The 12679-nt window shown below is 57.1% G+C and carries 15 protein-coding genes; 11 read left to right on the plus strand and 4 right to left on the minus strand.

Annotation, left to right across the window (positions count from 1 at the left end):
- Positions 1-33: 33 nt before the first annotated feature.
- Entirely contained in the window at positions 34-690 is a 657-nt protein-coding gene (gene flgA, locus AC6HVW_RS04345; RefSeq protein WP_071680895.1) for a flagellar basal body P-ring formation chaperone FlgA, read from the minus strand.
- 162 nt (positions 691-852) lie between these two features.
- Here flgA and flgB point away from each other — a divergent pair, with 162 nt between their 5' ends.
- The 11 genes from flgB to flgL all read left to right on the plus strand — a co-directional run bounded on the left by flgB (position 853) and on the right by flgL (position 11029).
- Positions 853-1266: a flagellar basal body rod protein FlgB gene (gene flgB, locus AC6HVW_RS04350; RefSeq protein ID WP_021180938.1), complete on the plus strand. Its 414-nt coding sequence runs from the start codon at positions 853-855 to the stop codon at positions 1264-1266.
- 5 nt (positions 1267-1271) lie between these two features.
- A complete protein-coding gene (gene flgC / locus AC6HVW_RS04355; RefSeq protein WP_021180939.1) occupies positions 1272-1676 on the plus strand; it encodes a flagellar basal body rod protein FlgC in 405 nt (134 codons plus the stop codon).
- Between the two features lie 15 nt (positions 1677-1691).
- The gene (gene flgD, locus AC6HVW_RS04360) at positions 1692-2402 is read left to right on the plus strand and encodes a flagellar hook assembly protein FlgD (protein ID WP_071680894.1); all 711 of its coding nucleotides are present in this window, start codon (positions 1692-1694) and stop codon (positions 2400-2402) included.
- Positions 2403-2481: 79 nt separating this feature from the next.
- Positions 2482-3720, plus strand: coding sequence for a flagellar hook protein FlgE (gene flgE / locus AC6HVW_RS04365; RefSeq protein ID WP_071680893.1), 1239 nt, complete (start codon positions 2482-2484; stop codon positions 3718-3720).
- Positions 3721-3732: 12 nt separating this feature from the next.
- Positions 3733-4488 carry a flagellar basal body rod protein FlgF gene (locus tag AC6HVW_RS04370; RefSeq protein WP_186486294.1) on the plus strand — a complete coding sequence of 252 codons (756 nt, stop codon included), beginning with the start codon at positions 3733-3735 and terminating at the stop codon, positions 4486-4488.
- A gap of 17 nt (positions 4489-4505) precedes the next feature.
- Positions 4506-5288: a flagellar basal-body rod protein FlgG gene (gene flgG, locus AC6HVW_RS04375; protein ID WP_021180943.1), complete on the plus strand. Its 783-nt coding sequence runs from the start codon at positions 4506-4508 to the stop codon at positions 5286-5288.
- 125 nt (positions 5289-5413) lie between these two features.
- Positions 5414-6067, plus strand: coding sequence for a flagellar basal body L-ring protein FlgH (locus AC6HVW_RS04380; RefSeq protein ID WP_051363241.1), 654 nt, complete (start codon positions 5414-5416; stop codon positions 6065-6067).
- A gap of 10 nt (positions 6068-6077) precedes the next feature.
- Positions 6078-7178: a flagellar basal body P-ring protein FlgI gene (locus tag AC6HVW_RS04385; protein WP_021180945.1), complete on the plus strand. Its 1101-nt coding sequence runs from the start codon at positions 6078-6080 to the stop codon at positions 7176-7178.
- Positions 7178-8119, plus strand: a complete 942-nt coding sequence (flgJ, locus tag AC6HVW_RS04390; RefSeq protein ID WP_021180946.1) for a flagellar assembly peptidoglycan hydrolase FlgJ — start codon at positions 7178-7180, stop codon at positions 8117-8119. Before AC6HVW_RS04385 ends, flgJ begins: the two co-directional genes overlap by 1 nt.
- Before the next feature lie 233 nt (positions 8120-8352).
- Positions 8353-10005: a flagellar hook-associated protein FlgK gene (gene flgK / locus AC6HVW_RS04395; RefSeq protein ID WP_071680891.1), complete on the plus strand. Its 1653-nt coding sequence runs from the start codon at positions 8353-8355 to the stop codon at positions 10003-10005.
- Between the two features lie 61 nt (positions 10006-10066).
- Positions 10067-11029, plus strand: a complete 963-nt coding sequence (gene flgL / locus AC6HVW_RS04400) for a flagellar hook-associated protein FlgL (RefSeq protein WP_071680890.1) — start codon at positions 10067-10069, stop codon at positions 11027-11029.
- A gap of 158 nt (positions 11030-11187) precedes the next feature.
- Here the strand turns inward: flgL and AC6HVW_RS04405 are convergent, their stop codons facing one another.
- The 3 genes from AC6HVW_RS04405 to fliQ form a co-directional block, all read right to left on the minus strand.
- Entirely contained in the window at positions 11188-11427 is a 240-nt protein-coding gene (locus AC6HVW_RS04405; protein ID WP_137751166.1) for a hypothetical protein, read from the minus strand.
- A gap of 188 nt (positions 11428-11615) precedes the next feature.
- On the minus strand, positions 11616-12398 hold the full coding sequence (gene fliR / locus AC6HVW_RS04410; RefSeq protein WP_021805709.1) for a flagellar biosynthetic protein FliR: 783 nt from the start codon (positions 12396-12398) through the stop codon (positions 11616-11618).
- Between the two features lie 2 nt (positions 12399-12400).
- Positions 12401-12670, minus strand: coding sequence for a flagellar biosynthesis protein FliQ (gene fliQ, locus AC6HVW_RS04415; RefSeq protein ID WP_021180950.1), 270 nt, complete (start codon positions 12668-12670; stop codon positions 12401-12403).
- Positions 12671-12679 lie beyond the last annotated feature (9 nt).

The following is a 12679-nucleotide window of genomic DNA, read 5'->3' on the forward strand; positions in this document are numbered from 1 at the left end:
GTTATCGACAAGTATTGGCAAAGCTTTATTTTTTTATAAAGTAATACGAATTGTGCCATCAACATTGGCAATGCCGCTAACAATCTGCCCGGAGACCATGCGTACGCGCACGCTGTCTTCGGCGGCTGCGTTGGTCATCGCTTTCCCAGCACCGCTGATATTAAATCCATCACCCTGCGCCAACACCTGTACCGTTTGCCCGGCCTTGACCGCCCAGGCCCGTCTTAGCATGACCGTATTCAACGGCTGCCCAGGGCTGATATTGCGCAGGCTGACGGCACCGATCGCCTTGGCGTTATCGGTCAGGGTACGTGGTGGCAGGGTGTCTAATCGGCCGGTTTTCAGCTTGATATCATCTGCAGTGAGTTTGCTGCCCGCACTGATCCCCCGTGCGGCCACCAGATAATGCCCCACCAGTTGCACCTGCGCCTGAATGAAACGCCGCTCCTGGCCACAACGGGCCGAGATGCTGATGTTACCCCAGCGGCGAGCATTCTGAGGCAGCGAAAGCTGCGGCAATTCGCACTGCGGCCAACGGCTTGCTGGCGTGCGCACCAACACTTTGACGTCGGTCACGTTGGCACTGGTGGCAAATTGGGACTTGATAAAGCTCTCCACCTGTCCGTCCAGGCCCTCGGCGTGCGCGTTCAGGCCGATCAGCAAGCCGACCAACAGCAGGATCCTTTTCATATTTTGCCTCACAGACGCAGCAACCACAGGGGAACAAGTGTAACCGTTACGCGCGCAGGCTAAGCAGACAAATAGCGACGCATTTTGCCCTTATTCCCACGATAGGCTGACAGGTAGGGCGTTTATGCTGTCGGCTCCAAATTCTAACCTCGCGGAGGGAGCATGCTCGACAAATTGGACGCTGCTCTGCGTTTTGGCCAGGAGGCGCTGAACCTGCGCGCTCAGCGGCAGGAAATCCTGGCGGCCAACATCGCCAACGCAGATACGCCGGGCTATCAGGCTCGTGATATCGATTTCGCCAGCCAACTGAACAAGGTCATGGCGCAGGGGCGCGTCAACGGCAGCGGCGTGGCGCTGAATCTGACCTCGGCGCGCCATATCCCGGCGCAGAATATGCAGCCACCGTCGCTGGATCTCCTGTTCCGCGTGCCGGATCAGCCTTCCCTGGACGGCAACACGGTGGATATGGACCGTGAACGCACCAACTTTGCCGATAACAGCCTGAAATATCAAACCGACCTGACGCTGTTGAACGGCCAGATCAAAGGCATGATGTCCGTGCTGCAAGGAGGATAATTCCCATGTCGTTATTGAATATTTTTGATATTTCCGGCTCGGCCCTGTCTGCACAATCCCAACGTCTGAACGTCAGCGCCAGCAATATGGCCAACGCCGACAGCGCCACCGGCCCGGACGGCCAGCCTTATCGGGCCAAACAGGTGGTGTTTGAGGTTGCAGCAGCTCCGGGCCAGTCGACCGGTGGCGTGCGTGTCGCTCAGGTGGTAGACGATCCCTCACCGGAGCGTTTGGTGTTTCAGCCGGGCAACCCGCTGGCGGATGCCAAAGGCTACGTGCGGATGCCCAACGTCGATGTTGTCGGGGAAATGGTCAACACCATCTCGGCCTCGCGCAGCTATCAGGCCAACGTCGAAGTGTTGAATACCACCAAATCCATGTTGATGAAAACCCTGACGCTGGGTCAGTAACCGGAGCTTTTATTTATGGCTATTGCCGCCACCACTAATGAATCACTCGACAACAGCATTGCCGGTACCGGCGCCAAAAACGGTGCGAATGGCAATACCAGCCAGGATCTGAGCAACAACTTCCTGACGCTGTTGGTGGCCCAGTTGAAAAACCAGGACCCCACCAACCCGATGCAAAACAACGAACTGACTACCCAACTGGCCCAAATCAATACGGTTAGCGGGATCGAGAAGCTTAACACCACGCTGGGGTCGATCTCCGGCCAGATCAGCGGCAACCAGTCAATCCAGGCCAGTTCGCTGATTGGCCACGGCGTGATGGTACCAGGCAAGGAGATCCTGGTGGGTAATGACGAAGGCAAGGTCAGCACCACGCCGTTTGGCATAGAGCTGGAACGCACCGCCGATGCGGTGACGGCGACCATCAGCGATGCCACCGGCAAAGTGGTTCGCACCATCGATCTGGGCGGGCTAACCGCCGGTGTGCACTCCTTCTCCTGGGACGGTTCGCTGGAAGATGGCACCAATGCGCCCGACGGTTCTTACACCGTGGCGATCAACGCCAAAAACGGCGGTGAGCAGTTGGTGGCGCAGCCACTGCGTTTCGCCATGGTTAATGGCGTCACGCGCGGAACGGACGGGGCAAAACTGGATCTGGGCGTGGCGGGGACTTCAACGCTGGATGACGTGCGCCTGATCCTGTCCAAGCTGGGTTCGTCAAACTAAGCGCAGTGATTTTCCACGTCGGCAATGGATCCCTCGATCCTGAAGACACCTTTTTAAATGACCTATTTCGGAGAACGACATGGCTTTTTCTCAAGCGGTCAGCGGTTTAAACGCGGCTGCAACCAACCTGGATGTGATTGGTAACAACATCGCCAACTCCGCCACCTACGGCTTCAAATCCGGCAGCGTATCCTTTGCCGATATGTTTGCCGGCTCGCAGGTCGGGCTAGGGGTGAAAGTGGCGGGGATCACCCAGAACTTCAACGGTGGTACTACCACCAACACCAACCGGGCAATGGATATCGCCATCAGCCAGAACGGCTTCTTCCGTATGCAAGACGCCGATGGCGGCATCTTCTATACGCGTAATGGGCAGTTCATCATGGATGCCAACCGCAACATCACCAACATGCAAGGGTTGAGCCTGACCGGCTACCCGGCGGCTGGCTCGCCGCCAACCATCCAGCAGGGGGCCGATCCGGTACCGCTGAGCATTCCTGAAGGGATGATGAACGCCAAAGCCAGCACCAGCGGCAATATGGTGGCCAACCTGAAATCGACCCATAAGCCACCGGCGGTGACGCCGTTCGATCCCAACAAGACCGACTCGTTTAACTACGTCAACACCATTACCACCTACGACACCCTGGGCAATGCACACAACATCAACGCCTACTTTGTTAAAACGGCTGATAACAAGTGGGACGTTTACACCCAGGACGGCAGCGTGCCGGGTGCTCCGTCTGCCAAAGCCGGCAGCCTGAACTTTGACAACAGCGGTACGCTGACCGGCACGTTGAAGCCAGATGGCACACCAAGCGCCACGCCATTCAACCTGGTCGTGCCAATGTCGGCTAAAGACGGCGCGCTGGCGCAAAGCTTCAACCTGAGCTTTGCCGGTAGCCTGCAACAGAATGTTGGTAGTGACTCTGTCAGCAAGATTTCCCAGGACGGCTACGCCACCGGGGAATATCAGGGTTTCCAGATCAATAAAGATGGCACCGTGGTTGGGGTATACAACAACCAGCAGACCCAACTGCTGGGGCAGATCGTGTTGACCAACTTCTCCAACCCGGAAGGGCTGGCCGCACAGGGCGATAACGTCTGGAAGGAGACCGGCGCTTCAGGTCAGCCACGCGTGGGCCTGGCGGGCGGTGGTGGTTTCGGTTCACTGACCAGCGGCGCGCTGGAGTCTTCCAACGTCGATCTGAGTCAGGAACTGGTGAACATGATCGTCGCGCAGCGTAACTACCAGTCAAACGCGCAAACCATCAAAACCCAGGATTCGATCCTGCAAACGCTGGTCAGCCTGCGCTAATAGGATTGATTTATGGATCACGCGATTTATACCGCGATGGGGGGGGCCCGGCAGACGCTGGAGCAGCAGTCGGTCACGGCCAACAACTTGGCCAACGCCTCCACTCCTGGGTTCCGCGCACAGCTTTCGGCGCTGCGTGCGGTGCCGGTTGATGGGCCAAGCCTGCATACGCGCACGCTGGTGGCAGCTTCGACACCGGGAGCAGACATGAGCCAAGGGCCGCTGAACTACACCGGGCGGCCACTGGATGTGGCATTGCAGCAGGATGGGTTTCTGGCGCTAAGGCTGCCGGACGGCACCGAAGCCTACAGCCGTAACGGCAGCATCCAGATTTCCTCCACTGGGCAGTTGATGGTGCAGGGCGTGCCGCTGATGGGCGATGGCGGGCCGATCGAAGCCCCGCCGCAGGCGGAACTGACGCTGGCGGCGGACGGCACCATCTCGGCGTTAAATCCGGGCGATCCGCCTAACACCATTTCCCAGATTGGCCGCCTGAAGCTGGTGAAGGCCGATGCTCGGGAAGTGGTGCGCGGGGACGACGGCCTGTTCCATCTGACTGCCGAGGCTCAGCAGCAGCGTGGCAACCAACTACCGAACGATCCCGATGTGCGGATCATGCCGGGAGTGTTGGAGGGCAGCAACGTCAAACCGCTGGAGACGATGGTGGATATGATCGCCAACGCTCGGCGGTTCGAAATGCAAATGAAGGTCATCCACAGCGTGGATGAAAACGCACAGCGCGCCAACTCATTGCTGTCAATGAGCTGAGTGCAGAGGAATAAATCATGATCCCATCCTTATGGATTGCCAAAACCGGTCTGGATGCGCAGCAGACCAACATGGACGTGATCGCCAACAACCTGGCGAACGTCAGTACCAACGGGTTTAAACGCCAACGTGCGGTGTTTGAAGATCTGCTGTACCAGACCATGCGTCAGCCCGGGGCTCAGTCTTCCGAGCAAACCACGCTGCCTTCCGGTTTGCAGATTGGTACCGGCGTACGTCCTGTGGCGACCGAGCGCATCCACAGCCAGGGCAACCTGTCGCAGACCAACAACAGCAAAGACGTGGCGATCAAGGGGCAGGGCTTCTTCCAGGTGGTATTGCCGGATGGCACCCAGGCCTATACCCGCGATGGTTCATTCCAGATCGATCAGAATGGCCAGTTGGTGACCGCCAGTGGTTTTCAGGTACAACCGGCGATCACCATTCCGGCCAACGCCCTGAGCATTACCGTGGGCCGTGATGGCATCGTCAGCGTGACCCAGCAGGGCCAGACGGCGGCGCAGCAGGTAGGGCAATTGACGTTGACCACCTTTATCAACGATAGCGGTCTGGAAAGCATGGGTGAAAACCTGTACCAGGAAACCGAAAGCTCCGGCGCGCCTAACGAAAGTACCCCCGGTCTCAACGGGGCAGGCCTGTTGTATCAGGGTTATGTTGAAACCTCTAACGTCAACGTGGCGGAAGAGTTGGTCAACATGATCCAGACCCAGCGTGCCTATGAGATCAACAGCAAAGCGGTATCAACGTCTGACCAGATGCTGCAAAAGCTGACGCAACTGTAATCGACGGGCGCAGCCTGCTGCGCCCGTAATCCTTATCCAGAGCAACAAAGGCGATACCCGTGGTAACCACCTTTTTAGCGGCCAGCGTGCCGCAGCAAGGCAAACGCGTCCTGGCCGGGCTGCTGATGCTGACAGTCGGCGGCTGTGCCTATATTCCGCATACCCCCCTGGTTGACGGGGCTACCACGGCTCAGCCCGCTCCGGCAGGCGCTCCGGTGCCGAACGGTTCGATTTTCCAGACGGTACAGCCGATGAACTACGGCTATCAGCCGCTGTTTGAAGATCGTCGCCCGCGTAATATCGGCGACACCCTGACCATCGTGCTGCAAGAAAACGTCAGTGCCAGCAAGAGTTCATCCGCCAACGCCAGCCGCAATGGGGCCAGCAAATTTGGCGTAGCCACTTCACCGCGTTACCTCGAAGGGCTGCTTGGTAACGCGCGAGCCGACATGGATATCTCCGGCGACAGCACCTTCGGCGGCAAGGGCGGGGCCAACGCCAACAACACCTTTAACGGCACCATTACCGTCACGGTCAATCAGGTCTTGGCCAACGGCAACCTGCACGTGGTGGGCGAAAAGCAAATTGCCATCAATCAGGGCACCGAATTCATCCGTTTTTCCGGTGTGGTTAACCCCCGCACCATCAGTGGCAATAACTCGGTCACGTCCACCCAGGTGGCGGATGCACGCATTGAATATGTCGGCAACGGCTATATCAATGAAGCGCAGACCATGGGGTGGCTACAGCGCTTCTTCTTAAATGTTTCACCGTTCTAAGGATTGACCGATGTTGAAAAAGTTACTTCTCACACTGTCCATGATGTTGGTTTGCCTGCCCGCGACGGCGGAACGCATCCGCGATCTGGTGACGGTACAGGGCGTACGTGACAACGCGTTGATTGGCTACGGCCTGGTCGTGGGGTTGGACGGCTCTGGCGACCAGACCATGCAAACCCCGTTTACCACCCAGAGCCTGAGCAACATGCTGTCGCAACTGGGGATCACCGTACCGCCAGGCACCAACATGCAGTTGAAAAACGTCGCGGCGGTGATGGTAACCGCCAAGCTGCCGCCGTTCTCCCGTGCGGGGCAGAATATCGACGTGGTGGTGTCCTCAATGGGTAACGCCAAAAGCCTGCGTGGCGGGACACTGCTGATGACGCCGCTCAAAGGCGTTGATAATCAGGTTTATGCGTTGGCTCAGGGTAACGTGTTGGTCGGCGGGGCCGGTGCCTCCTCCGGGGGCAGCAGCGTACAGGTCAATCAGTTGGCCGGTGGCCGTATCAGCAACGGCGCTTCCATCGAACGCGAATTGCCTACCACCTTCGGCCAGGATGGCGTGATCAACCTGCAACTGAACGACGATGATTTCACTCTGGCACAACAGATCAGCGATGCCATCAACCGCCAGCGCGGTGGCGGCACAGCCTCACCGCTCGATTCCCGTACCGTGCAGGTGCTGGTGCCACGCGGCAATAGTTCGCAAGTGCGCTTCCTGGCAGATATCCAGAATATCAGCATTAACGTTGGGGCAATGGATGCCAAAGTGATCATCAACTCCCGTACCGGCTCGGTGGTAATGAACCGCGATGTGGTACTGGATTCCTGTGCGGTGGCACAAGGGAACCTGTCGGTGGTGGTCGATCGGCAAAACACCGTCAGCCAGCCGGATACGCCATTCGGCGGTGGCCAGACCGTGGTGACGCCGAATACCCAGATTTCCGTGCAGCAGCAGGGCGGTTCACTGCAAAAAGTGAACGCCAGCGCCAACCTCAATAACGTGGTTCGCGCGCTGAATGCGCTGGGGGCGACGCCGATCGATCTGATGTCTATCTTGCAGGCAATGCAGAGTGCTGGCTGCCTGCGTGCCAAACTGGAAATTATCTGATGAGCAGCGATCTGATGGCCATGTCGGGTGCTGCCTATGACACCCAGTCGCTGAACGGCTTGAAGCGCGATGTTGCCGCCGATCCGCAGGGCAATATCAAGCAGGTTGCCCAGCAGGTGGAAGGAATGTTCGTGCAGATGATGCTGAAAAGCATGCGTGCGGCGTTGCCGCAGGACGGCGTGTTGAGCAGCGATCAGACGCGGCTGTATACCTCGATGTACGATCAGCAGATCGCCCAACAGATGTCGCAGAAAGGCCTGGGGCTGGCGGACATGATGGTCAAGCAGCTGTCCGCCGGAAACAGCCGCCCAAGCGAAACCGCAGGGACGGTGCCGATGGCGCTGGACAACGAAGTGTTGCAGACCTTGCCGCGTCAGGCATTGGAACAGATGGTACGCCGGGCGGTGCCAAAAATACCTTCGGCGCCTCCCTTGCCGCTGAGCAATGGCAACTTTGTCGCGCAGCTGTCTATTCCAGCACGGGTTGCCAGCCAGCAAAGCGGTATTCCGCACCAGCTGATCATGGCGCAGGCCGCGCTGGAGTCTGGCTGGGGGCAACGCGAGATCCCGGCGGCGGATGGTTCACGCAGTTACAACCTGTTTGGTATCAAGGCCGGTAGCAGTTGGGACGGCCCGGTGACGGAAATCACCACTACCGAGTTCGAGGAAGGGGTGGCGAAGAAGATCAAGGCCCGTTTCCGCGTATATGGATCCTATATGGAAGCGATTGGGGATTACGTCAAATTGCTGACCAACAACCCGCGCTACGCCAACGTTGCCAGTGCCAGCAGTCCCGAGCAGGCGGCACATGCGCTGCAAAAGGCCGGCTATGCTACCGATCCGCTGTATGCCAAAAAGCTGGTCAGCATGATCCAGCAGATGAAAAGCGCTGGGGAACAGGTAACCAAAGCCTATACCCACGATTTGCAGGATCTGTTTTAGTGGCCCCTCATCCCAACCCTCTCCCACAGGGAGAGGGAGTTGATAGCCCCAGCGCTTTTGGAAGTAAATCGGTGATTTTAACAAACTCGAGTGCCTGTTTAGCCAAGGTGAGTCACTACTATTTTCCTCAAGTTTTCTCCATCGTGGCCGATAACCCAAGCAGGCTGGATGGCAACGCCCGGCACAATTTTTGACCTCTGTGGGCCGCTGGCACCGCAGCATAAGGAACCTCTATGTCCAACAGCTTAATCAATACCGCGATGAGTGGCCTGAATGCGGCGCAGGTTGCGCTTAGCACCGTCAGTAATAACATTTCCAACTACAACGTGGCGGGCTATAACCGCCAGACCGCGATCCTGGCGCAAAACGGCGGCCTGGGCACCATGAACGGATTTATCGGCAACGGAGCCACCGTGACTACGGTCAATCGCGAGTATAACCAGTTCATCATGACCCAGTTGCGCGGAGCGCAAAGCGAAGCTTCGGCTCAGAGCAGCTACTTCGAAAAAGTCTCCCAGATCGATAACCTGCTGGCGTCTAAAACCAACACCCTGGCATCGGGGATGGAAGATTTCTTCAAAAACCTGCAAAACGTCGTCAGCAATGCCGGGGATGACGCTGCCCGTCAGACCGTGTTAGGCAAGGCCAACGGCCTGGTGAATCAGTTCAACAATGCGGACAAGTATCTGCGCGATATGGATGCGGGCGTCAACCAGCAACTGAGCGACAGCGCCAACCAGATCAATACTTACAGCCAGCAGATCGCCCGCCTGAATAACGAAATCACCCAGGTGCGGGCCAGCAGCGGCGGCAGCGAGCCGAACGCCTTGCTGGATCAGCGCGATCAGTTGGTGACGGAGCTTAACAAGGTGGTCGGCGTTCAGGTCACCCAGCAGGACGGTGATGCCTATACCGTGACCTTCGCCAACGGCCTGACGCTGGTGCAGGGCAACTCCTCCTATCAGGTGACGGCGATGCCTTCCAGCAAAGACCCGTCCCGCCTGACGCTCGGTTACGATCGCGGCAATGGCGCCAGCGAAATTCCGGAAAGCCAGATTGGCAGCGGTAGCGTCAGCGGCGTGCTGAAGTTCCGCAGTGAATCACTGGATGGCGCACGTAACCAGTTGGGGCAACTGGCCCTGGCGCTGGCCGATAGCTTTAACCAGCAGCATCGCGAAGGCTTTGATATCAACGGCGATCCGGGTGAAGATTTCTTCAGCTTCTCAGGTGGGCGTACGGTTAACAATACCAACAACACCGGCAATGCCTCGCTGTCGGTCTCCTTTACCGATACCAGCAAGGTTAAGGCCAGTGACTACCGCATGGAGTTTGACGGTGCCAACTGGCAGGTTACGCGCCTGTCCGACAACGTCAAAGTACCTGCCACCGCAGGCACCGATGCGGATGGCAAACCGACGCTGAGCTTTGATGGCCTGCAGATCGGCGTGACGGGCAACGCGAAAAAGAATGACAGCTTTACCGTGAAACCGGTTAGCGATGTGGCTGGTACCCTGAAGGTCGCTATCAGCGACTCGGCCAAGTTTGCTGCCGCAGGAACGGAAGATGGCGGTAAGGGCGATAACGACAACGTCAAGAAACTGCTCGATCTGCAAACCGCCAAAGTGGTGGATGGTAAAGCAACCTTGAGCGGCGCCTATGCCGGATTGGTCAGCAGCGTGGGTAACCAGACCGCTACCGCCAAAGTCAACGCCACCGCACAAACCAATATTGTGACCCAATTGCAAACCCAACAGCAGTCCATCTCCGGGGTTAACCTGGACGAAGAGTACGGTGAACTGCTGCGTTTCCAACAGTATTACATGGCCAATGCGCAGGTGATCCAGACCGCCAGCTCGTTGTTTGACGCCATACTGAATATTCGTTGATTTTACCGTTAACCGCAGCCGGTATGCCGGCTGTGGATGCCCTTAGTGAGGAACCTAACCCATGCGCATGAGCACCAGCATGATCTACCAGCAGAATCTGTCGGGGGTCACCAATAATCAGTCTCTGTGGATGCAGTCCGGGCAGCAGCTTTCCAGCGGCAAGCGCGTGCTTTACCCTTCGGACGATCCGTTAGCGGCGTCACAGGCGGTGATGATCTCGCAGTCGATGTCAGAAAACAGCCAGTACGCGTTGGCGCGCACCTTTGCCCGTCAGAACATCTCGATGGAAGAAACCGTGCTGCGTAGCGCCGCCGACGGCATCAAGGACATGAAAACGCTGATCGTCAATGCCGGTGACGGCACGATCAGCGACAATGACCGTGATTCTTTGGCCACCCAGTTGCAGGGGCTGAAAGATCAGCTACTCAGCCAGGCCAACAGCACCGACGGTAACGGCCGTTTTATTTTTGCCGGCTTTGCCAATGATAAAGCCCCGTTTGTCGAGCAGGGTGGCAAGGTGGTTTACCAGGGCAGCAGCTCGGCCATTGAGCAGAAAGTGGACGCCAACCGCACCATGACCGTGGGCCACACCGGCAGCTCGATATTTATGTCGCTGACCAGCAATATCAAACCCGAACCGGACGGCAGCCCTTCCGAAACGAACGTGTTCGAGAGCATCGACATGGCGTTGAAAGCGTTGAAGACCCCGCTGCAGGGGGCCGATGAGGCTACCCGTGAGCAGGTGACGGCGGCGCTTGATAAGGCAACCCGTGGCCTGGATAACAGCTATAACAACGTGCTGAGCACCAATGCGGTGCTAGGGACTCAGTTGCAAGAGTTAGAGGTGCTGGACAGCATCGGCATCGAAAACAATACGGCTAGCCAAAATCAGCTGACCGCGCTGGTTGATGCGGATGTGGTGGAGGCGATCTCGTCTTACTATATGCAGCAGGCGGCTTTGCAGGCATCGTATAAGACCTTCAGCGATATGCAGGGAATGTCACTATTTCAGATGAACCGCTAAGAAATAGTTATTCACGCTTATAGGGCACTGCGCCCTATAACGTGGATATAGAGCGCAGCACCGTTTTTACACAGCCTGATTTAACGGCGGGAAACGTCAGGATATTCAGGCTGGATAAGTTACCGTTATATTTTTTGTGCTACGTATTTAACGATGCGTTATTTTTTCTTTTTGGTTACGGTCCAGAGTTTACCGCACTCGGACGCCGTGATCTGAATGCGATTGGTGACCCAGTGTGCCATGCCTAAGGCTCTGCGTGCTTTCCTGTTTTTCATCTTCATTCCATGCTCCTGGCCATGTTTAGGTAGATAAAGCGAGATAAATAAAATGCCGCAGCCCGCAGGCACGGTTATTTTATTTTTCGGATTGTTGGTTGTTTTCAATAAGTCGTCAGCCAAATTAATGACTTTTTTTTACCGTATTACTACGCTGAGAGATTTATTTAATGAGGCCATTCTAAGGGGGGTGATTTATTATTCAAGCCCGGCAGGATAATCGCCGCTAAATCTGGTTAATTTCACTTTTTCAACTTTTTATCTCGGAAAATATCTTTCCCTGCTAGTTTATCTCGCGGCTAACCTTGGCGTTAAGGGGACATACCGCCGATCACCGTCGCCAGCCGATCGAAAAACTCACCGAACAGGTGCTCGCAGAAGGGGGCCAGCATCGGCATCATCATGCCAAGGGTCAACATGCCGATGGTTAACGTAACCGGGAAACCGATCACAAACACCGAAAGCTGCGGGGTAACGCGGTTGAGCAGGCCAAGCGCCAGGTTCAGCGTCAGCAGCAGGCAGATCAGCGGCAGCGCCAGCATCATACCGTTAATAAAGATCAGCGTTCCTGCCTGGGTCAGCGCCAGAAAACCGTTGCCGTTCAGCGGCCTTGCCTGGATCGGCAGGGTATGGAAGCTGTCTGCCAGCAGCGAGATCAGCCACAGGTGACCATCGAAGCTGAGGAACAATAACATCGCCAGCAGGTTCAGCAGGCGCGCCAGCAGTGGCGTATTGGGGCCGCCAGAGGGATCGAAGAAGGTGGCAAAGGACAGCCCCATCTGCATGCCGATCACCTCACCTGCCAGGCGCACCGCTGCAAAGGCGAACTGCATCGTCAAACCGATCGCCACGCCGATCAGGATCTGCTGCACGGCCAGCCACAGGCCGGTGACGGAAAACAGCGGGATATTGCTGGTGGGCAGCGTAGGGGCGATCAGCAATACGATCAGACCGCCCAGGCCAATTTTCACCCGCTTGGAGATCTGCTTTTCGCTGAATAGCGGGGCGGTGCTAATCAGCGCCAGGACGCGCAGCAGAGGCCAGAAGAACTGGCTGAGCCAGACGCTAAGTTGGGCGCTGTCAAAGGTTAGCATGGTTAGCCGATCAGGTTCGGCAGGTTGCTGAACAGCATGCGCATGTAGTCCAATAGCAGATTGAGCATCCACGGCCCGGCAACGATCAGGGTGGCGACCACGGAGAGAATTTTGGGAATGAACGACAGCGTCATTTCGTTAATCTGCGTGGCGGCCTGCAACAGGCTGACGATCAGCCCGCTGAACAGCGCGGCTAGCAGCAGTGGGGCGGCCAGCGCCAGCGCCACTTTCATCGCTTCCGTACCCAGCGCCATTACCGACTCAGGTGTCATCTTTTTTCT

It is taken from the genome of Serratia sp. NCCP-200 (assembly GCF_059697885.1).